The organism is Exiguobacterium sp. s39 (assembly GCF_018618925.1).
In the GTDB taxonomy this organism is placed as follows: Bacteria; Bacillota; Bacilli; order Exiguobacteriales; family Exiguobacteriaceae; genus Exiguobacterium_A; species Exiguobacterium_A abrahamii.
This window is the reverse complement of the sequence record NZ_JACSNA010000001.1, coordinates 351,026-373,130: the sequence shown is the minus strand read 5'-3', so window position 1 is coordinate 373,130 and position 22,105 is coordinate 351,026. Positions and strand designations below refer to the sequence as shown.

Annotated in this window: 20 protein-coding genes; all 20 read right to left on the bottom strand. The window is 49.7% G+C overall.

The genetic code is table 11. The features are described 5' to 3' along the window. Positions 1 to 11: 11 nt before the first annotated feature. The 20 genes from KNQ11_RS01920 to resB all read right to left on the bottom strand — a co-directional run bounded on the left by KNQ11_RS01920 (position 12) and on the right by resB (position 22,095). The gene (locus KNQ11_RS01920) at positions 12 to 1,187 is read right to left on the bottom strand and encodes a glycine C-acetyltransferase (RefSeq protein WP_023467709.1); all 1,176 of its coding nucleotides are present in this window, start codon (positions 1,185 to 1,187) and stop codon (positions 12 to 14) included. Further along, positions 1,187 to 2,275: an L-threonine 3-dehydrogenase gene (tdh, locus tag KNQ11_RS01915; RefSeq protein ID WP_023467708.1), complete on the bottom strand. Its 1,089-nt coding sequence runs from the start codon at positions 2,273 to 2,275 to the stop codon at positions 1,187 to 1,189. Before tdh ends, KNQ11_RS01920 begins: the two co-directional genes overlap by 1 nt. 99 nt (positions 2,276 to 2,374) lie before the next feature. Further along, the gene (locus KNQ11_RS01910; protein ID WP_023467707.1) at positions 2,375 to 3,241 is read right to left on the bottom strand and encodes a 2-oxoacid:ferredoxin oxidoreductase subunit beta; all 867 of its coding nucleotides are present in this window, start codon (positions 3,239 to 3,241) and stop codon (positions 2,375 to 2,377) included. Beyond that, the gene (locus KNQ11_RS01905; protein ID WP_035398188.1) at positions 3,228 to 4,976 is read right to left on the bottom strand and encodes a 2-oxoacid:acceptor oxidoreductase subunit alpha; all 1,749 of its coding nucleotides are present in this window, start codon (positions 4,974 to 4,976) and stop codon (positions 3,228 to 3,230) included. The genes KNQ11_RS01910 and KNQ11_RS01905 overlap by 14 nt, the downstream gene beginning before the upstream one ends. Before the next feature lie 189 nt (positions 4,977 to 5,165). Then, complete coding sequence (locus KNQ11_RS01900; protein WP_023467705.1) at positions 5,166 to 5,426, bottom strand: stage V sporulation protein S; 261 nt, start codon at positions 5,424 to 5,426, stop codon at positions 5,166 to 5,168. Positions 5,427 to 5,455: 29 nt separating this feature from the next. Next, the gene (locus KNQ11_RS01895) at positions 5,456 to 6,250 is read right to left on the bottom strand and encodes a TIGR00282 family metallophosphoesterase (RefSeq protein ID WP_023467704.1); all 795 of its coding nucleotides are present in this window, start codon (positions 6,248 to 6,250) and stop codon (positions 5,456 to 5,458) included. Positions 6,251 to 6,299: 49 nt separating this feature from the next. After that, a complete protein-coding gene (gene rny / locus KNQ11_RS01890) occupies positions 6,300 to 7,862 on the bottom strand; it encodes a ribonuclease Y (protein ID WP_023467703.1) in 1,563 nt (520 codons plus the stop codon). Between the two features lie 193 nt (positions 7,863 to 8,055). After that, on the bottom strand, positions 8,056 to 9,099 hold the full coding sequence (recA, locus tag KNQ11_RS01885; protein WP_023467702.1) for a recombinase RecA: 1,044 nt from the start codon (positions 9,097 to 9,099) through the stop codon (positions 8,056 to 8,058). Positions 9,100 to 9,210: 111 nt separating this feature from the next. After that, complete coding sequence (locus KNQ11_RS01880; RefSeq protein WP_214769173.1) at positions 9,211 to 10,443, bottom strand: competence/damage-inducible protein A; 1,233 nt, start codon at positions 10,441 to 10,443, stop codon at positions 9,211 to 9,213. Positions 10,444 to 10,514: 71 nt separating this feature from the next. Beyond that, positions 10,515 to 11,093, bottom strand: a complete 579-nt coding sequence (pgsA, locus tag KNQ11_RS01875; protein ID WP_023467700.1) for a CDP-diacylglycerol--glycerol-3-phosphate 3-phosphatidyltransferase — start codon at positions 11,091 to 11,093, stop codon at positions 10,515 to 10,517. A 63-nt stretch (positions 11,094 to 11,156) separates the two neighbouring features. Further along, a complete protein-coding gene (locus KNQ11_RS01870) occupies positions 11,157 to 12,056 on the bottom strand; it encodes a helix-turn-helix domain-containing protein (protein ID WP_050678534.1) in 900 nt (299 codons plus the stop codon). A gap of 27 nt (positions 12,057 to 12,083) precedes the next feature. Beyond that, the gene (locus tag KNQ11_RS01865; protein WP_023467698.1) at positions 12,084 to 12,866 is read right to left on the bottom strand and encodes a DUF3388 domain-containing protein; all 783 of its coding nucleotides are present in this window, start codon (positions 12,864 to 12,866) and stop codon (positions 12,084 to 12,086) included. Positions 12,867 to 12,960: 94 nt separating this feature from the next. Continuing rightward, a complete protein-coding gene (gene ymfI, locus KNQ11_RS01860; protein ID WP_214769170.1) occupies positions 12,961 to 13,665 on the bottom strand; it encodes an elongation factor P 5-aminopentanone reductase in 705 nt (234 codons plus the stop codon). Further along, a complete protein-coding gene (gene yfmH, locus KNQ11_RS01855) occupies positions 13,665 to 14,936 on the bottom strand; it encodes an EF-P 5-aminopentanol modification-associated protein YfmH (RefSeq protein ID WP_235147631.1) in 1,272 nt (423 codons plus the stop codon). The genes ymfI and yfmH overlap by 1 nt, the downstream gene beginning before the upstream one ends. Continuing rightward, on the bottom strand, positions 14,933 to 16,186 hold the full coding sequence (gene yfmF, locus KNQ11_RS01850; RefSeq protein ID WP_023467695.1) for an EF-P 5-aminopentanol modification-associated protein YfmF: 1,254 nt from the start codon (positions 16,184 to 16,186) through the stop codon (positions 14,933 to 14,935). The genes yfmH and yfmF overlap by 4 nt, the downstream gene beginning before the upstream one ends. After that, positions 16,183 to 16,734, bottom strand: a complete 552-nt coding sequence (locus KNQ11_RS01845) for a cob(I)yrinic acid a,c-diamide adenosyltransferase (RefSeq protein WP_029341191.1) — start codon at positions 16,732 to 16,734, stop codon at positions 16,183 to 16,185. The genes yfmF and KNQ11_RS01845 overlap by 4 nt, the downstream gene beginning before the upstream one ends. Before the next feature lie 33 nt (positions 16,735 to 16,767). Further along, complete coding sequence (locus KNQ11_RS01840; RefSeq protein WP_023467693.1) at positions 16,768 to 18,495, bottom strand: ATP-binding protein; 1,728 nt, start codon at positions 18,493 to 18,495, stop codon at positions 16,768 to 16,770. A gap of 2 nt (positions 18,496 to 18,497) precedes the next feature. Next, positions 18,498 to 19,214, bottom strand: a complete 717-nt coding sequence (locus KNQ11_RS01835; RefSeq protein ID WP_023467692.1) for a response regulator transcription factor — start codon at positions 19,212 to 19,214, stop codon at positions 18,498 to 18,500. A 170-nt stretch (positions 19,215 to 19,384) separates the two neighbouring features. Then, complete coding sequence (gene ccsB / locus KNQ11_RS01830) at positions 19,385 to 20,551, bottom strand: c-type cytochrome biogenesis protein CcsB (protein WP_029341189.1); 1,167 nt, start codon at positions 20,549 to 20,551, stop codon at positions 19,385 to 19,387. Continuing rightward, on the bottom strand, positions 20,548 to 22,095 hold the full coding sequence (gene resB, locus KNQ11_RS01825) for a cytochrome c biogenesis protein ResB (RefSeq protein ID WP_081637418.1): 1,548 nt from the start codon (positions 22,093 to 22,095) through the stop codon (positions 20,548 to 20,550). Before resB ends, ccsB begins: the two co-directional genes overlap by 4 nt. Positions 22,096 to 22,105 lie beyond the last annotated feature (10 nt).

The following is a 22,105-nucleotide window of genomic DNA, read 5'->3' as shown; positions in this document are numbered from 1 at the left end:
CGTGATCGATATCAACCGATCAAGTTTAATTCACGACCGACTTTTTCGAAAGCTGCAAGCGCCGTCGTTAAATCTTCACGCGTATGTTCCGCCGTCACGATCGTCCGGACACGTGCTTTTCCTTTTGCGACCGTCGGGAAGGCGATGCCTTGAGCAAAGACACCTTCTTGACGTAAGCGGTCCGACAACTCGTGGCAACGTGCTTCATCCCCGACGATGACCGGTGTGATCGGCGTCGTCGATGTTCCGATGTCGAATCCAAGATCACGGAGTCCTTGTTTAAAGAATTCCGTGTTTTCCCATAGACGATCGAAGAGTTCCGTCTCTTCCTCCATGACACGGAGCGCTTCCCGGTTCGCTTCGACGACTGCTGGTGGATGTGATGTCGAGAACAAGAACGGACGTCCTTTATGGATCAGATAATCCTTAACGTGCTGTTCACATGCGACGTATCCACCGAGGACACCGATGGCTTTTGAGAGCGTACCGACCTGCAGGGCAACACGTCCGTCAAGACCGAAGTGATTGACCGTACCGCGTCCCGCTTTCCCAAGCACACCTGACGCATGGGCATCATCGACCATGACGAGTGCGTCATAACGCTCGGCTAATTCAACGATCTCTGGAAGAGGTGCAATGTTTCCGTCCATCGAGAAGACACCATCCGTGACGATGAGGCGCGTCCGCGCGTCTTGTGTTTCTTGTAAGGCCGCTTCAAGATCCGCCAAGTCGACATGTTTATAGATGCGGCGTTTCGCTTTCGTCAGACGAATCCCATCGATGATCGAAGCGTGGTTCAACTCATCCGAGATGACGACGTCTTCCGGACCGAGCAGTGCCGATAAGACACCGAGATTCGTTGCGAATCCCGACTGGAAGACAAGTGCTGCTTCCGTGTGCTTGAATGTCGCGAGTTCCCGTTCGAATGCTTGGTGCATCTCGAGTGTTCCGGCAATCGTCCGAACGGATCCTGTTCCAGCACCGAACGTGCGCGCTGCTTCCGCTGCTTGTTCAGCGAGGCGCGGATGTGCGGCGAGTCCAAGGTAGTTGTTCGACGACAGTTGAATCAGTTCCTTCCCGTCAATCGTCACGCGGTTATGTTGCGCGCTCTCAAGTGCTACGAGGTTGCGGAACGTGCCCGCCTGTTTCATCTCTTCTAGTTCTGTCCGTAAGTGTTCAAATCCCATTAATTCGTCCCCCTTGGTTGTAATACGACTTTCCCGCATTTCCCTTGACGCATCAATTCAAATCCTTCTTCGAACCGCTCGAGCGGCAACGTGTGTGTGATTAATGGTCGGACATCGACTTTTCCGCTCGATAAGAAAGCAGAAACCTGGCTCCATGTCTCATACATCTTCCGACCGGTGATCCCTTGGACCCGGACACCTTTGAAGACGACGTGGTTCGTCAAATCGATTTCAACCGGTTTGACCGGCAGACTGAGGATGTTGACGTCTCCACCTGCTGTCACCATCTCGAAGGCTTGACGAATCGCAACCGGATGACCACTCATCTCACAGACGACATCAATTCCATCTCCGTCCGTCATGCGCTCGATCCGCTCTAACACATCGTCATGACGTGAATCGATGACGACATCCGCCCCCATCGTCCGCGCGAGTTCAAGACGATACGGATTGACGTCGATCGCAACGACTTCCGCCGCACCAGCTGCTTTAGCGACGGAGACCGCCATCAGACCAATCGGACCACAACCGACGATTGCGACCGTTTTCGCACTGACATCGCTCGCGAGAACCGTATGGACGGCATTGCCCATCGGCTCTTGGATCGAGGCGATCCCTGCTGGCATATCTTCCGGGTTGACCCAAAGGTTTTCTTCCGGCATGACGACGTATTCTGCAAAACATCCTTGTGTATCGACACCGATGATCTTCGTGTTCTTACAGATGTGATATTGTCCACGAAGACATTGTTTACATTGATGACAGACGATATGCGTCTCCGCCGAGACACGATCACCGAGCTTCAAGCGTTTCGTGCCTTCTCCGAGCTCGACGACTTCGCCCGAGAACTCGTGACCGAAGACATACGGCGGATTGACACGCGAGGCTGCCCACGCGTCCCACTCATAGATATGAACGTCCGTCCCACAGATCGATGTTGCCTCGACTCGAATCAAGACTTCTCCACGACTCGGTACGGGTACTGGTACTTCTTTCAGTGCCGCACCGAACCCGCGCTCTTCTTTGACGAGTGCACGCATCGTTTTCGTCGTTGTCGTCTCTTCTACCGTCGTTACTAATTTCGTCATCTTTCCCCGACTCCTTCGCGGAAGCTCACGTTTTTTTATATGTGGCGAACTTCCAAATGTTTAGCATCCCCAAAAAACCAAACACATCTTTCCTCTATCTTACATGAATTCTGCTGCCAGTTTACCGAATGTTTCTTCGTTCAGCTCAAGATCCGCATACGCAAGACCCGATTCTTGATACCCATCGATTTGTGATTGGTAATCAGGACGTGTTTCATCCTGATAGATCAATCCCATGACGAGTCCGTCGTGAGCATGAACGGTCTGTTTCGCAAGATCCAAGTTCGACGGATCATATCCTTCGATGTCGGACAGCTTCGTCAAGTTCTGTTTGAACCAATCGTACGTATTGACCTTGTTGAACGTGACACATGGACTGAAGACGTTGATGAAGGCAAATCCTTTATGTGCCGTCGCTTGCTCGATTAGTTGCGTCAAGCCCTTCAAATCATTCGAGAAGCTTTGGGCAACGAACGTCGCCCCAGCCGTCAAGGCGAGTTCAACCGGTGAAACACTCTTTTCGATCGACCCTTTTGGCGTCGATTTCGTCTTGAATCCAGGTGCAGAAGTAGGTGACGTCTGTCCTTTCGTCAAGCCGTAAATCTGATTGTCCATGACGATATACGTCATGTCGACATTGCGCTTGAATGCATGAATCGTATGTCCCATACCGATTGCAAATCCATCCCCGTCGCCACCAGACGCGATGACCGTCAATTCGCGGTTCGCCATCTTAACACCTTGGGCGATCGGAAGAGACCGTCCATGAACGCCGTGGAAGCCATACGTATTGATGTAACCGGAAATCCGACCAGAACAGCCGATCCCGGAAATCAATGCCAACTCTTCTGGTTCGAGCCCGACATTCGCGACAGCACGCTGAATCGCTGCTTGAATCGAGAAGTCTCCACACCCTGGACACCAGTTTGGTTTGACATCGTTTCTAAAATCCTTAAAGGTTGCCATGATATACCCCTCCTACGACCTGCTCGACGACCTCTGCTGGATAGAACGGGTCGCCATTGAATTTCAGGATATGCTCGATCTTCGATGCATGTCCACAGTTCATCTGGATCAGCTTCGCCAGTTGTCCCGTCGCGTTGTACTCGACGACGATGACTCGTTTTGCCCGCTCTAAGTGCGGCGTGACGAGCTCACTTGGGAACGGATGGACTTGACGGATATGCAAGTGATCAACCTTGATTCCTTGTGCTTCGAGTCGTGGCATGATCTCTTCGATCGTTCCACGTGTCGAGTTGAAACCGACGAATAAGATATCCGGTTCTGCATGATGCTCCGTTACGAGAACGGCATCCTGTAAGCGGAACGTATTCAGCTTCCGAAGTCGCTTCGTCATTTGATCGACTCGGTTCTTCGTCGCTTCCGACGGACGCCCTTCCTCATTGTGTTCAACACCTGTTACGTGGTGAATCCCGTGCTTGACGCCTGGAATGACACGTGGGCTGATCCCATCTTCCGTCACTTCGTAGCGTTTGAAGTACGCTTTTCCTTCGAGTTCTGGTAAGTCTTCCTGGATCAACTTCCCGCGACGGATCTCAACGCGTGACATATCCGGTGGCTCAACCGATTGTTTTCCGAGCGACAGCATCAAATCCGTCAATAGAATGACAGGGCATTGATACTCCTCTGCGATATTGAATGCCTCTGCTGCATCGTAGAACGCTTCCTCGACCGTTGACGGTGCCAGAACGACCTTTGGAATCTCACCATGCGTGCTGTAGATCATCGCCATCAAGTCAGACTGTTCCTGTTTCGTCGGTAGACCGGTTGACGGACCACCCCGTTGTGTATCGACGATGACGAGCGGTGTTTCCGTCATCCCGGATAACCCGATCGCTTCCGCCATCAATGACAATCCTGGACCAGCAGATGCCGTCAAAGCACGGACACCTGCATAGTTCGCCCCGATTGCCATCGTGACTGCTGCCAGCTCGTCTTCCGTCTGGACGACCGTTCCGCCGAACTGCGGCAGTTTCTTGATTAAGTATTCCATGATCTCAGATGATGGTGTGATCGGGTAAGCTGCCATCAGACGCGCTCCACCGGCAATCGCACCAAGCGCGATCGCATCGTTTCCGATCATGAACATCCGTTGTTTTCCGTCCGCCGGTTCCAAGACGAACCGCTCGCCCTCTCCTGCGAGTGCTTCGAACGCTGCTGCGCCTTCACGAATCGCTGCTAAGTTTTTCTCGACCATGTCTGGACCTTTTCGACCGAAAATCTGTTCGACGACGGCTTGGAAACGCTCCGGTGCAATGCCGAGAATCGCGCTCGATGCACCGATCGCGACCATGTTCTTCATCAATGCCGTACCGAGATCAGCTGCGATTTCCGTAAATGGAATCGCATACAAGGAAGCGCGTGCTTCGTCTGGATTCGTCGGATTGAATTTCGCATCCGCGATGATGATGGCACCTTGACGCAATTCATGGAAGTTAACATCGATCGTCTCTTGATCGAACGCGACCAAAATATCGAGATCATCGGAAATCGTCCGGACTTCCTGTGTCGCGACACGAATCTTATTGTTCGTATGTCCTCCCTTGATACGTGACGAAAAGTGACGGTAGCCGTACAGGTAATAGCCGAGTCGATTCAAGGCAATCGCAAAGATTTCGCCTGTTGATTCGATCCCTTCTCCCTGCTGACCGCCAACTTTCCATGATAACTGATTATACATCGACGTTCGCTCCTTCTCTGTCCCCTGAAATGATAGTTCTCTCTATCCTCCCTCATGATACCGATTTACCGGAAGTAGTACAATGCTCCCTCGGTGGAAAGGTGAGAAAATTTCGCGGACGTAGCAAAAAGACCATCTACTCCAGTCGAGTAAATGGTCTACTTGCAAATAGGACCTATGTCCAATTCGTCATCGTGGTTCGATGATGAGTTTGATGGCGGTTCTCTCTTCCCCATCAATCAAAATGTCTGTGAAGGCTGGGATACAAATCAAGTCGATGCCAGAAGGCGCCACGAATCCGCGTGCGATGGCGACGGCTTTGACAGACTGATTGAGCGCTCCCGCACCAATGGCCTGAATCTCGACGGAACCTCTCTCTCGAATGACACCCGCGAGTGCACCTGCTACCGCGTTTGGATTCGACTTAGCTGATACTTTCAGGACGTCCATGCGTGTACCTCCCCATCCAGAAATGGCAATCAGTCGAAGAATACTGACTGATCCGTCAGATGAATCCGTTCAATCTTCGTTGCTTTTTTTGTTGTGTCATCGATATGAATCAAGACTCCATTAAGTTGTTCCCGTCCTTCGGCAACTTCAAACCGTGTTGGGAGCTGTGTCTTAAATTTTCGTAGGACATCTTCCTGACGCATCCCAAGCACACCGTTCAGCGGACCTGTCATCCCGACATCCGTGATATAAGCCGTTCCTCCGTCAAGGACACGCTCATCTGCTGTCTGGACGTGCGTATGTGTGCCGACGACAGCTTGTACTCGACCGTCGAGGTGATAGCCCATTGCAATTTTCTCACTCGTTGCTTCCGCATGAACATCAACGAAGATCGCATCGACTTTTCCTTCGACTTCCGCAATCAGTGCATCGACGGTACGGAACGGGTCACCGAGTGGTGGTAAGAAGACCGTTCCCTGGACGTTGATGACGGCAATCTTTTTATTGCCTGCTTTGACGATCATCATCCCACGACCTGGCGTACCTTCCGGATAGTTCGCCGGACGGACGATTCGGTCCGCGTCGTCGATCCAATCAAAGATGTCGCGGTTATCAAACGTATGGTTCCCCATCGTGATCCCGTGGAATCCGAGTTCAAGGAATTGATGATAGATCGACTTCGTAATGCCGCGTCCGTGTGCTGCGTTTTCGCCGTTGACGAGCATGACGTTCGGGTTGTACTTCGCTTTCAAGCGTGCTGTGAATTGTTGTAGGATATGTCGACCGGGTGCACCGACGACGTCTCCGATGAATAAAATCTTCATTGCTGTTCCTCCGTTCATTAAAAAAAGTGGCGGTCGCCCGCCACTCCACTTATTTCGCGTATTCGACTGCCCGTGTTTCCCGAATGACCGTGACCTTGATGTGTCCCGGATAATCGAGTTCTTCTTCGATTTTTTTCCGGATGTCACTCGCCATCTTGTGAGCCAGTACGTCATCGACGACGTCAGGTCGAACGATGATACGGACTTCACGACCCGCTTGGATCGCAAATGATTTTTCGACACCGTCGAACGATTCCGAGATTTCCTCGAGGCGTTCGAGACGGCGGATATAACTTTCGAGTGTCTCTTGACGTGCACCTGGGCGAGCAGCAGATAATGCATCCGCAGCTGCGACCAAGACGGAAATGACAGATGTCGCTTCCGTATCCCCGTGGTGGGATGCGATCGCGTTGATGACGGTTGGATGCTCTTTGTACTTCGTACCGAGCTCGACACCAATCTCAACGTGACTGCCTTCGACTTCGTGGTCGATCGCTTTCCCGATATCATGCAGAAGACCCGCACGCTTCGCAAGCGTGACATCTTCTCCAAGTTCAGCTGCCATCATACCTGCAAGGTGGGCAACCTCAAGTGAGTGATACAGGACGTTCTGTCCGTAACTCGTACGGTACTTCAAGCGACCGAGAATTTTGACAAGGTCCGGATGAATGCCATGGATCCCGACATCATACGTCGCTTCTTCCCCGATTTCTCGAATCCGCTCGTCGACTTCACGACGGGATTTGTCGACCATCTCTTCAATACGGGCCGGGTGAATCCGACCATCCTGAACCAATTTCTCGAGCGCCATTTTAGCGACTTCGCGACGAATTGGGTCAAAACCAGACAAAATGACGGCTTCCGGCGTATCATCGATGATCAAGTCGATCCCAGTCAAGGTCTCGAGCGTACGGATGTTGCGGCCTTCCCGTCCGATGATCCGACCTTTCATCTCATCGTTCGGCAAGTTGACGACCGATACAGTCGTCTCTGCGATATGTTCAGCGGCGAACCGTTGAATCGCAAGTGACAAGATGTTACGTGCTTTCTTGTCGGCTTCTTCTTTTGCTTTTTGTTCGATTTCTTTTTGAAGAATGGCTGCATCATGTAAAGCAGCCTGTTTCGTCTCATCCATGATGATTGTTCTTGCCTCGTCTTGCGATAAATTCGCGACGCGGACAAGCTCTTGACGTCCCTGTTCATACAGGTCCTCTACTTTGCGCTCTAGTTCTTCAGCTTGATGCTTCCGTTTCGCGATCTCTGCATCACGTGTATTGATCTGATCTTCCTTACGGTCGATAGCGTCAACACGGCGATCGAGTGTCTCTTCTTTCTGGAGCAACCGGGCTTCTTGTTTCGCTAGCTCTTGGCGACGTTCACGCAATTCTTTTTCCACTTCGTTACGAAGTTTGAATGCTTCATCTTTCGCTTCGAGTACTGCTTCTTTTTTCGTTGCCTCAGCCGATTCACGCGCACGTTCGACGATTTTGTTCGCTTCCGTTTCTGCGCCTTGAATTTTCGCTTCTGCAATCGATTTCCGCAAGAAGTAGCCTACGATGAATGCGATCAGCAAAGTGAGGAGAAGTATGACAATCCAAGTCAGTGTACTCATGGGTTCACCTCCCCTTTGCAAGGTGTTTCTTAGTTCATTTCGGTATTTCATCGAAGCTGTCTAAAAAACGTACATCTATATTGTAAGGATAGCACTCGTTCATTGTCAACGAACGGACGGGAAAGAATTCCACTGTTTTCCTCTTTTACACTAAAAAAGAGAGGATTCGCACGCGAATCCTCTCTGAAACGGTTTATTCAGCAAATAGATCTTCTGGTTGTTCTGCTTCGAAATCAACCGGCTCTTCGCGATCGACGAGACCGTGGTGTTCACGAATCAAACGTTCGACCTCTGCTGCGACTTCCGGATGCTCGACCATGTATTGCTTCGCGTTCTCACGCCCTTGACCGAGACGTTCAGAGTTGTACGAGTACCATGCACCACTCTTTTGAACGATATCGAGGTCTGTTCCGATATCGATCAACTCGCCGACTTTCGAAATCCCGAGACCATACATGATGTCGACTTCCGCTTGTTTGAACGGAGGTGCGATTTTGTTTTTGACGACCTTAATCTTCGTTTTGTTACCGACGACGTCCGTACCGTTTTTCAACGCTTCCGCACGACGCACTTCTAAACGAACAGACGAGTAGAATTTAAGTGCACGACCACCTGGAGTTGTTTCCGGATTACCGAACATGACACCGATTTTTTCACGGATTTGGTTGATGAAGATGACAATCGTCTTCGATTTATTCGTTGCACCAGACAACTTACGAAGCGCTTGGCTCATCAAACGTGCTTGAAGACCGACGTGTGAGTCACCCATCTCGCCTTCGATCTCTGCTTTTGGTACGAGTGCCGCAACAGAGTCGACGACAAGAATATCGACCGCACCAGAACGAACGAGTGCTTCCGCGATTTCAAGTGCTTGTTCCCCAGTGTCCGGTTGTGACAAGAGGAGCTCATCGATGTTGACACCGAGTTTATTTGCATATGCTGGATCAAGCGCATGCTCCGCATCGATGAATGCTGCTTGTCCGCCTTGTTTCTGAACTTCTGCGATTGCATGAAGCGCAACCGTCGTTTTACCTGACGATTCAGGTCCGTATACTTCGATGACCCGTCCACGTGGGTATCCACCTGCACCTAGGGCAATATCTAATGTAATCGATCCAGAAGAGATTACTGATACCTTCTGATCCGCATTTTCTCCGAGTTTCATGATGGAACCTTTACCGAACTGTTTCTCTATCTGGCGTAACGCCATCTCAAGTGCTGCTTTACGATCACTCACGTAGCAGGCCTCCTTTTAATTATCTTACTGAGATTATTGTACTTCTTTTGAGACCGAATGACAAGCATTTTACGAACATTTATTCGCATACTTACACTTTGATCATTTTTCTCACTCTGATGCTTTTTCGAGATGTTTCAGTAGAAGGAAATAGGTATCCTTGACGGCGCGCAGTCGAATCATTCCTCTGTCGAACGATGGATATTGCCATTCGACGATCCGTGTTCCATGTGCGTCCGCAACAGCACAATAGACCGTTCCGACCGTTTTTCCGCTGTTGCTCGTCGGGCCTGCTTCCCCCGTTAAGGCGACGGCGATATCGGATTGATACAGTTCTCGCGCCCCTTCAGCCATCGCGATCGCGACCTCTTTACTGACAGCAGTATGCTCTCGTAATAAATCCTCTGGTACCGATAACACGGCTTGCTTCGCTGCATCATCATAAACGACGGCGCTCCCACGCAACACTTGACTCGCACCGCTGACATCAACGAGACCACTCGCGACGGCTCCTCCCGTCAGTGATTCGGCGAGCGAAAGTGTCAATCCTGCTTCTTGATACCGTTTTAGAACGACTTCCGGCAGACTCGTCTCGCCATATCCATAAAAGTACATGCCGACTTCAGCAAGGACGTGTTGTTCGAGTTCATCGAGCATACGATCGGCTTCCTGTTGATCGAGAGCTTTAGCCGTCAAGCGCAACCGAACTTCAGCGAGCTCCGCATACGGTGCGACCGATGGATTTGTTGCTTCCTTGATCAACGTTTCAAGACGGTCGTTTAAAGCCGACTCCCCGATTCCGAAGAATCGTAATGTCCGAGAACGGATCGTTTCTTGACCGAACAGATGACTGAAGTGATCTTTGAGGATTTGCTTCATCTCGCGTGGCACACCGGGTAAGACGATATATTGGTGATGCTCCGTCTGAACCGACATACCGGGAGCAAGTCCTGCATCATTGCGTAAAACCGTCGCACCATCGATGATTAATGCTTGTTTTCGTTCGTTAATCGTCATCTCTCGTTGACGTGTCTTTAAAAACCCTTCGATTCGCTCGTACGCCGCTTGATCGAGAACGAGATCACGTCCGAGAAGATCAGCGAGCACCTCTTTCGTCAAATCGTCTTCCGTCGGTCCAAGACCTCCTGTGATGACGAGGAGATCTGCCCGCTGTTGTGCCTGACGGAATGTTTCTTGCATCCGTTCACGATTGTCACCGACGACTGTATGATAATGAACGTCAATTCCGGCACTCGCTAACCATTCGGAAAGGTACTGTGCATTCGTGTTCGCGATTTCCCCAAGGAGGAGTTCGCTTCCGACTGCGATGATTTCTGCTTTCATGTTGATTCCTCACCTTCTTGAAGTATAAGAAAAGACTGTTCGGTATGACGAACAGTCTAAATTGATCCATCTTACATGGATTTCGTAATTAACTTAATGTTTTTCGAGAAATATTCGACGCCTGAGTAGATCGTCAAGATCAAAGCAAGCCACATCGTAATATCTGCGAACGGAATGTTCCACATCGCAAAGATGATATCGTGCAACAAGTATGCCGTAATTGATGTCAACTGGACCCATGTCTTGGCTTTCCCAGAGTTTCCGGCAGCAAGGACGATTCCTTCGTCAGATGCGACGAGACGAAGACCCGTGACTGCGAACTCTCGACAGAGAATGATGACGACGATCCATGCTGCGACGAATCCAAGTTCCACCAAGTAGACGAGAGCAGCTGCAACTAACATTTTGTCGGCAAGTGGATCCATGAATTTTCCAAAGTTCGTCACTAATTTTTGTTTGCGAGCGATATAACCATCGAGCCAGTCCGTCAGTGAAGCAACAAGGAAGATGATAGCTGCAACGAAGTGTGAGACGGGAAGCTCGGCTCCCAGTACATCCCACTGTCCCCAGTTCGGATCAATCGCAAGTACGATGACGAACACGGGAATTAATAAAACGCGTAATACTGTCAATTGATTCGGTAAGTTCATGTAACGCCCTCCTCCTTCATTTCGTATGTAAATGACATGCCATCTAAAAGAAGGCACGCCGAATTACGGCGTGGCTACTTTCTTTAGATAGATGTTTTGGACGAGAAGCGAACGGTTCAGTTTCAGTTCTTGGTCATTGACGACGATTTTATCAATCCCTTTAATCGAACCGATCCGGATCCGGATCAAGTCCGTCTTCGCGTCCTTCACGACGATCGGATTCGGATCCGATGCGTTGATGTGGTCTGGCGCGAGTGCTTCTCCTTCAAGTGATGTATCACGTACACCAACGAATGGCGACGGAGAGGCATCTTTCTTGATTTGAATCGAGACACTCATCGTATCTTTCGTTGCGACTTCATACGTGACATCTTGACCAGATGTCGACTTCGCAGCAAGTGCCTCTTTTTTAGGTTCTTCTTTTGTTTCTTCCTGCTTCGCCGGTTCTTCCTTCGGCTCTTCTTCCGTCTTCGCAGGCGCATCCGTCTCTTTACTTGGTGCATCCCCTTGATCAATCGTGACATCATTTTGCTTCGGTGCGGACGTCTTCGCCTCTTCGTTACCGTCGAGGAACGTCTGCAGACCATAATACAAGGCAGCGCCGATCGCAAAGATTAGAACGATGATGATGATGTTCGGAATCCAACGCTTCGCAACGCTCTTCTTCGGAGCACTTGATTTCGAATACGTCGCGCGTCGTGACAATTCGACGACCGGTTGTGCTTCCGGTTCCGGAAGATCACGTTTATAGGTCGTAAAGACTTCATCGACGTCAAGACCGAGTGCTTCCGCATATGTCTTGATGAAGGCCCGGGCGTAAAAAGCACCCGGCAATTGATCATAATTCCCTTCTTCAATCGCGACGATGTAACGCTTTTGAATCTTCGTCGTCGTTTGAATTTGTTCGAGAGAGACACCAAGTGCCTCCCGTTGTTCTTTTAAGTAGGTTCCGAGCTCGGTCATCGGTAACACACCTTCCATTTTTCATACTTATTCAAAGTTGAACCAATCATTTCCACCATGGGAACGAGGCAGTTCAGTCACAATGATTTCTTCAGTCGTGTTGCGTAATTCAATGATGTAATCAAAATCATCCCACGTATACTCGCTGGATTTGACGAACGCATCCGGATGTTCGACGATTTTTGTCGCCGGTAGACGCATGACTTCACGCAGGATTTGCCAGTGTCGTTCATCGAAATTTCGTTGTGATACTAACGCATCGATGATGTAGACATAATCACCCGTCCGCTCATCGTCGAACAACGATGTTCGAACCGTCTGTTTAATCAACGTCGACGATAAGAACAGCCATTTCTTATTCGCACTGACGCTCGCTGCGACGATTGACTCCGTCTTGCCGACGCGTGGCATGCCGCGGACACCAATCAACAAGTGGCCATCCTGTTTACATAGCTCTGCCATGAAATCGACGAGAATCCCTAAGTCTTCCCGGACGAAGCGGAACGTCTTTCGTTCATCACTGCTTTGATCGATATAGCGCCCGTGACGAATCGCGATTCGATCACGTAGTTTTGGTTTTCGTAGTTTGATGACCTCTATGGTTGACATCGTCTTGAGAATAGCGGCGAGTCGTGGAATTTGATCCGGTTGTTTCGTTTGGAGCAACATACCGCGTCGTTGATGATCGACACCATTGATCGTCACGATCGAAATATGTAACATTCCCATCAACGAAGCAATGTCCCCGAGTATACCGGGACGGTTGACCTTTAATTCATATTCGAGATACCATTGCTCGAACTCACTCACGCGCCCATCCTCCTCTATCAATACGATTATCCATTCCTCATGTTAAATGATTTTTTGAAAAATGAAAAGCATTCCTGAACTGAAATTCCATCACCTACATCCACGCGCCATCTATTTTAAGGATGGCTCCGGACACATAACTTGATTCAGGTTGCACTAAGTAACGGATGGCAGAAGCCACTTCCTCTGCTTTTCCGAATCGACCGGCTGGGATTTCAGCGATCGCTTGTTCCTTTTCATCTTCCGAGAAAATCGCGTTCATCGGCGTATCGATCCACCCCGGCGTGATCGCGTTGATGCGTCCGTGCATCGGTCCAAGTTCCTTGCTGTATGCCTTGACGAATCCGAGCTGTGCCGCCTTGCACGTCGAATAGACGACCTCACCCGCGACACCTTGTTCCCCTAATACACTACTGATGACGACGATCGCAAGCTTCGACGTGAACGGTTTCGTCCGTGTCACGGTTTGGCTGATACGCATCAACGCCTCGACATGGATTTTCCAAAGTTCGTGCATTGATGTTGCCGATTGATCGAGCAACAGACCGCTATAACTCGTTCCGGCACAATGGACGAAGGCATCAACGACAGGTAATGCCGCACAAAATGCCTGCAAGTCCTCCTCGTCTGCTAAGTTCGCAGTCAGGATGTGGTGCTCGCCTTGCCACTCCTCTATCATCCGTTCTAAAACCGCTTGCTGTCGATACGTCTGAAGCACCAATTCATGTCCGGCGGCAGCGAGTTGTTTTGCTGCCGCAAGACCAATGGCGCCACTCGCACCGGTGATGAGGATTCGCATCACGCGTACGGTTTAACGATTGAGATCGCCCGGTTTTCAATGGCGAACAACTCGTCGAAGCGGGCTTCAATCTCTTCTTTCGTAATCGAAGCAATCAACGTTGGAAGCGTGAACAGGTTCGTACCGGCAAGTGCGTGACGCGAGAACTGATTCGCGATGAATTCCGGTGAATTCAAGGCACGGAGGAACTTCCCTTGCATCATGTTCCGCTTGCGTGTGACTTCGTCTTCCGTAAAGTCAGGACGTGTTTGCAGGAGCGTCTCATACGCTTGGATGAACTTGTCTGGATCTTCTGTCTCCATTCCAAACGTCGCAAAGGCGAACTCTTCCTCACTCGAGTAATCAAAGCTGAACGTATCGTCAATCAGACCGTCTTCATACAGTTCCAAATACGTCGATGATGTCTGATCGAACAAGAGATGTAACAGCAGTTCACTCGTTAACTCACGGCGGACTTGTGCCTCACCGCGAAGCGATTCGTCCTTGTAACCGATCAATACCTTAGGTGTCTTAACGTCGAGCTCGAGTTCAAAGCGTGGACGATGTACGCCATGCGGCTCTTGACCGTAATCTCGTTCGATTGCCGGGCGATCCGTATAGTCCTTCTTCGCCTGGTTCGCCTTGATCAATGCCAGTGTCTCTTCCGGGTCGATGTTTCCGACGACGAACAACACCATGTTCGATGGATGATAGAACGTACGGTAGCACGTGTACAAATCATCGGCTGTGATTTGATTGATCGATTCCGGTGTTCCCGCGATATCGATCCGGACTGGATGCGATGCATACATCGATTCGATCAGACCGAAGAACAGACGCCATCCCGGATTATCTTGGTACATTTGGATTTCTTGCGTGATGATCCCCTTCTCTTTTTCAACACTCTCCGGCGTGAAGTAGGGATCTTGTACGAAATCGATCAATGTCTCAAGGTTTTGTTCGATCAGCGACGTCGCTGAGAACAAGTACGCTGTCCGCGAGAACGAGGTAAAGGCATTCGCAGAGGCACCGAGACGACCAAACTCTTGGAAGACGTCCCCTTTTTCGGATTCGAACATCTTATGCTCGAGGAAATGGGCGATGCCGTCCGGTACCGTGATCCATTCCTCCCCTTTTTTGAATCGTTGATCAATCGAACCATAACGTGTCGTAAACGTCGCATACGTCTTTTCGTATCCTTTTTTTTGCAACAAATAGACGGATAAGCCGTTATCGAGCTGCTCGTGGTATACCGTTTCGTCTGTATCGTGATAAGTCAGTTGTTCCATCATGCTTCACCTCGCAATAGATATACGGCATCAAGATCGATTGCCGCTGCTAATCGAACGACGTCTTCACGTGTCGCCGTTTCAATGATATGAATCTCATCCTCCAGTGTCAGTCCACGCATCTTCGAACCATTCAACCAACCAATCAATTGACCTGGCTGATCAAGGATTTGACGGCGCGCATTGATCAACATCGCCTTCGTCTGTGTCAATTCTTCATCCGTGAACTGTCCTGCTTTTAAATCAACGAGTTGTTCCAAGATGATTTTCTCAGCACGTTCCGCTTCTTTCGTGTCGACCCCTGCATAAACATAGAGTGCACTGTTCAATGCCGCGTATCGTGAAGCCGCATAATACGCGAGACTCTCTTTTTCACGGACATTCATGAACAGTTTTGAATGCGGGAAGCCACCGAACAGACCATTGACGATTTGCATCCGAATCGAGTCAGCAGATGTCGGATCGACCGCTACCCGGTAACCAAGGTGCAATTTACCTTGTTTGATCGGTTGCGTTTCACTCGACCGTTTCACGCCATTGACTGCTTTTTGTGCCGGAATGTAATGACTGATTTTTTCAGAATGCGATGGCAAGAATGATAGAGCGTCTTCCATCTCCTCCTTCGTTACATGTCCGACGACGAAGACATCAATCCGGTCGTCTTCAATCATCGAACGGTATGTATCACGCAAGGATGACGGGGTGATCTGTTCGAGTTCTTCGAGTGTTCCAAGAGATGGCAACGCGACGGCTTCACCTGGTGCCATCAATTCGAGAAGACGTTGCTGTGCGTAGCGCATTTTATCGTCATATAGTGAACTGATCCGTAAGGCATGCAATCGTTTTTCTTGTTTGACGAACTGTTCACGGAAGCCACCTTCCGTCAAATCTGGATACAGCACCATTTGCTCGAGCAATTCGAGTGCTTCTTTTAACAACGACGGATGATGGACGAGTTCTCCCCGGACGACATCGAGTTGGAATGAGATGACATGCTCTTCTCCGAACTTCGACGCGTCCGCATAAAGTCCCGCATCATATAGTGTTTCAAGCGGCTCACGTAAAGCTTTCATCGACGGATAAGCGGCTGTCGATTTTTCCATGATGTACGGTAGGATTGCACGGCTTGTCAGCGTCTTCGCTTCTAACGGTGCTGAAAATGTGACGAGAATCGTCGTCGTCTTGAATTTGTCGGTCGGAACGAGATGGTAGCTCGTTCCTTCCTTTTTCCATGTGCTAAATGACTGACTCATTGCTCTCCATCCTTTCGTTTGAATACATGCGCACTGCGGACATATTCAATATCTGCTTTTTGTTTGACGGCATTCTCGTAACGGGCTGCTGTAAAGAAGAAGTCACTGAGTCGGTTGATGAACGGTAACAAATGAGCCGCTTGAGGAACATCGATCATCGAACGTTCAACGCGACGACAGACCGTCCGTGCCACGTGTAACGTTGCAGCTGCTTCCGTTCCACCAGGCAAGATGAACTTATCGAGCGGCGGTGATAACTCCGTTAACGTGTCAATCCAACTTTCTAAATCAACCGTCGCTTCTTGACTCAAACGTGACGGACGCGGTTCGACATACATTAAGTCACTACCACAATCGAATAAGGCGTGCTGGATCACTGTCAGTTGCTCACGCACCTCGATTGATGATGCTTTCGTCCGGGCAAGTCCGACGAAACTGTTCAATTCGTCGAGTTCTCCCATCAAGCTGATCAAACGATCATTTTTTTTGACTCTCCCACCAACGAGAGATGTTTCTCCTTCATCACCAGACTTCGTGTAAATTTTCATTTTTCATTCACTCCTATAGCGAAAGGAAGCGACTCATAATGTTCGCTTCCCTTGTTTTTTCGGTAATCGGATCCGGAAGGTCGCTCCCTCTCCCAAGCGGCTGTCGACTTCGACTTCACCACCATGAGCTCGGACGACATTCGCCACGATCGCAAGACCGATTCCTGTACCCGTCTTGCCACGTGTCCGCGCTTTATCCGCTTTATAAAAACGGTCAAAGACGAACGGTAGATCTTCTTCTGGAATTCCGTCACCCGAATCAATGACGGATAATGTAATGTTTTCCCTATCTTCGTCAATCTTAATCTTGATTTCACCGTTCTCCGTATAACGCAGGGCGTTACCGAGGAGGTTCGTCAAGACTTGCTCCATCTGATCAGGGTCTGCTTCAAACGCGATGTTCGGACCAGAAACCGAGAACGTGACCTGTTTATCGCGTCCCATCTGTTTGAACTTCTTGATCACCCGCTTTGCAAAAGGTATTGCTTCGACGGATTCAATCCGTAACTCCTGGTATCCCGCCTCCATTCGCGCAAGATCAAGAAGATCGTTAACAAGTCTCGACAGTCTTTGGGACTCGTCATAGATGATCGATGCGAATTCTTTCGTCGCCTCGTCACTTTCGGTCATGCCATCGACAATCGCTTCTGAGTACCCTTGCAACATGACGAGTGGTGTCCGTAATTCATGACTGACGTTCGCGACGAAATCAGCACGCATCTTCTCGAGTTGCTGCGCTTCTGTCATATCACGCAGGACGGCGACCGCTCCGATCTGTTCTTCTTGTTCGAGTAACGGACTGACGATGATGATGTAGAAGCGTCCCTCTCGTTCAAAGGAGACCGTCATCTCCGTCTCTTCACGCATGACCGTCTGGAATAACTCAATCAGTTCATCCGGTACGGGAGAACCCGCCAAAAAGGCTTCAGCCGGTGGATTCGTTGCAAGGAGCTCACCTGATTTCGAGAACGTCAACACGCCGTCTGCCATACAGCGCAGAATCGAGGAGAGTAAATGCCGCTCCTTATCGAGATCCGTGACGTATTGATTGAGCTGACTACTCATTTCATTGAACGCAAGCGCTAGGTCACCGATTTCATCCCGTGAACGTTGCGTCAGGCTCTGATCGAACTTTCCTTCACCGGCCTCAACGACAGCTTGACGAATCGTTCGCAGTGGTGCCGTGATTCGTGTCGAGAGGAAGAAGGCAAAGACGGTCGTTCCGATGATCGCTAGCAGGACACAGAGTTGAATGATTTGACGTGCACCCTCATTCGCCTGTTCGATGTTCGTCAATTGCTCGATCAAGTAGATCGTTCCGTTGCCACTATCCGTAATGAGCGGTGCCCGATACGCGAGTGCTGCTTTTCCATCGAAGGTCTCATAGTTGCCGATCGCCGTCTCGCCTTCTTCACCATCAATTGCTTTCCAGTTCTGACGTTCGAGTTCCTTGATGATCCGGTTCGCCTTCGCTTGTGAGATATTCGCTTCGACGGAATCATCCTGCGTCTTTGCAATCAGTGTCGCGCCATAGATATCCGTGATTTCGACCGCAGTACTCGACCCTTCCTCGATGCCGGAGTGCGCCTGAAAGACCGTCTCGACTTGTTGACCGAGCTTTGCTAGGTGCCCCCGTTCCTGTTCGATATGGAACGAGTTGAAAAATTCAAGTAACAAGATCGTCAAGGCGATCAAGACGACCGAAACGAGTAACAGAATCGTTCCCCATAGTTTGATGACAACGCTTTGCAACCATTTCATCGTCAGGTCGGACTATTCTCGAACTTGTATCCGACACCCCAGACCGTCGTGATCATTTGAGCGGCGTTCGGAGACAAACGATTCAGCTTTTCACGCAGACGTTTGACGTGTGTATCGACCGTCCGCAGATCTCCGAAAAATTCATAGTTCCAGACTTCCTTGAGTAATTGTTCCCGCGAGAATACCTTGTCCGTTTGTTTTGCTAAGAAATACAGGAGTTCGTATTCTTTTGGTGTTAAATTGACTTCTTGTGATTCAACCGTCACGCGGTGGGCATCATTGTCGATCGTCAAGTGTGGGAAAACGATGACATCTTTTGTTTTCGCATCCGTGTGGAGGAATTTCGTCGCACTTGCTCGGCGAAGGATCGCTTTGACACGCAAGACGACTTCGCGTGGACTGAATGGTTTGACGATATAATCATCTGCCCCCATCTCAAACCCATGGACGCGGTTCGTCTCTTCGCCTTTTGCCGTCAACATGACGATCGGCGTCGCCTTCGTTTTCCGCAGTTCTTCACAGACTTGCATCCCGTCCATCTTCGGCATCATCAAGTCGAGGAGAATGACATCGTATTCTGTCTCAAGCGCCATTTCAAGCGCCGTCTCTCCATTGTCTGCTTCCTCGATCGTGAAATTTTCCCGCTCCAGATACATCTTCAACAGGCGACGAATCCGTTCTTCATCGTCGACGACTAAAATACGTGCTTCTTCTGACATGCTGTCTCCTCCTATGAACTAAACTCTACTCCTCTATCCTACTACTCTTTTAGTATACTATGAAACGAAAAGAATGGCTTGCTCTGGCTGATTTCTCCGAAAAGGCACACTTCGGTCAGACGCACACGAAAAAGCAGCGGACCGTTTCCGGATCCGCTGCTTGCTTTTTCTTATGCGTACGAGTGTAATCCTGCTACGACAAGGTTAACGAAGACGAGGTTGAACATGATGACGGCAAATCCGCCGACACATAACCACGCTGATTTTTTACCAATCCACCCACGCTGGATACGCATGTGGAGATAAAAGACATAGAAGAGCATCGTAATGAGTGCCCATACCTCTTTCGGGTCCCAGCCCCAGTAACGGCTCCATGCCATTTGCGCCCAGATCATCGCGAAGATCAGACCGCCCAGGATGAAGATCGGAAGACCAATCGCAACAGAACGATAGCTGATCTCATCTGCTGTCTCAAGATCAATCTTACGCGCAATCGGCTTCAAGCTCTCAGCAAGACGCTTGCGAAGAATGACGAAGCGAAGCAAGACGTATAAGACGACGCCACCAATGATCGACCATAAGACCGTATTGACTTTGTTCGCGTTCAAGAAGTTCGGTAATTCGATGACGGCACCTGAACCCGATAAGACTTTTCCGCCTTCAGGACCTGTCAAGACTGGCATGGCATAGTCATGCGTCATCGTTGCACCGTTTTTCGCAACGTATTCGATCGTCGACGCAGAACCTGTTGCTTTGAACAACAGCCCAACTAAGATGTAACCGACGACACATGCGAGTGAGAACATGACGACTTCGAGCCACGTCCGTGTTTTCGATTCCTTACTGAAATCCGTCGCGTGAATCAGATACAGCAATCCCGTCGCGAAGCTGACGGCAAGAATCCCTTCACCGAGCGCTGCCGTCGTGACGTGGATTTTGAGCCAAACACTTTGTAGTGCTGGGATCAACGGTTGGACTTCATCCGGGAACATCGACGCATAGGCGATGACGAGCAATGCGACTGGCATCGCAACCAAACCGAGGACATTGTTTTTGTAGATGGCATAAACGATCAAGAAACCAAGTACCATCATCATGCCGAAGAATGTCGTGTATTCATATAAGTTCGAAACTGGAACGTGCCCAGCTCCAGCCCAGCGCGTGAAGAAATATCCAAGCTGCGCGAGGAAACCGATGATCGCGAGCGTAAAGGCGATTTTACCAGAACGCGTCGGTCCTTTTTTACCACTCGTCGCTACAGCGAAGAATCCTGTACTGACGAGGTAGACGATGAACGATGTAAGGAGCAGGTTACTGCTCAACTGAAGCAAATTCATTTAGCTTCCCCCTCTTCCCGCAACTTTTGTCGATCCTCAAGTTCTGGTAGACCGACTTCCGTCAACGCGAGATTAGCTTCTTTTTGAAGCCCCAATGCATTTTTGTTCGTAAATCCAGCAATCTGGATCCGACCGTTCTTCTCTTTGAGCCAGAGACGACGGTGTGGCCAGTACATTCCGATCAATAGACCTGCCATGAAGATGATACCACCTGCAAACAGGAACGGTAGCGTCAGATCTTTTTTAATCCGGACACCCGAGATGTTCGAGAGTTCTGTACCCGCGAATGCCATTTTGTACTGGTTCTCATCTCCACCGACGTTCAGTTTGATCCCAATCAAACTCCGTTCACCTTTCGGATGTTCCGGTGACTTGATACTAAAGACGAAGGCTGGATTGACCGGACGTCCCGAGTTCGTCGTTGGCTGACCATCTTTGACGACGAAGTCCGGAAGGAAGTCCTTCAGTTCGACTTCATACCCATCTTTTAAAGCATATGTTTCTTTCGGATCACGCAAGTCGACTTTGATCGTATCGACGACTTTGTCCGTCTTCTGGTTGACGATATTAAACGACATCGTCTTGAATTCCGGATCTGCCGCGTATTGTTCCTGGAAGACTTGATAATCATCGAATTCGAATGGGCGGTTGACTGCCGTCTCACCTGACTTGATTTCTTCAAGCTTCGGTTTGAAATCGGACGTTTCGCCGACTTTCTTGTACAGCGTCATCTTCGTATCATAGTTCTTCGGTACGTTTCCGCCTGCTGCTTCAAGTGATTTCTTGAACTTCTCATCGACCTTCTCAGGATCATAGAACTCGATGTTGAACGCTTCATTTTTCAAGTAGTACTGATTGTCCGTCGCCTCGATCGGCAACGTCTCCCCTTCGCGGAGCCAAAGCAATTCATCTTCGTGCATCCCTGGTACGACTCGAAGCATCGCACCACCGAAGAATAAGACGAGTCCGATATGATTGATGTATGGACCCCATCGTCCGAAACGTTGCTTTTCCGCTAAGAGTGCCCCGTCTTGTCGACGGACTTTATAGCCTTTTTTCTCAAGCAACGGTGCGATCGCATCGATTTTTTTAACATCGCCAGTCGCTTCCGCGCCAAATCGCTGACCGTTCATGAAACGGTCCGACTGGATGACCGGTTGTTTCTTCAGTGCTCTGTAGAGCGGGAAGAATCGGTCAATCGACACGATGATGATCGAGAGTAATAAAAGCGTGATCAATCCGATATACCACCATGATTCAAATAGATTGTGGAATCCTAACGTATAGTAGATGTCACCTGCCGTGCCGTATTCTTTTTGATAAAACTCTTCCGGTGGTGTTGCCTGTGGAATATACATCTCTTGCGGGAAGATCGTTCCGACCCCACTCGCGATGATGATCAAGGCAATCAACCATAACCCGACCTTGACGGACGAGAAGAACGTCCATGCCCGGTCGATCCAAGATGGATTTTTACGTTTCGATCGAAGCTCCGCTTCTTCGTAACGCATGTCCAGTTGTTTGAAATCTTCTTGCTCCTGCATCCTTAAATCC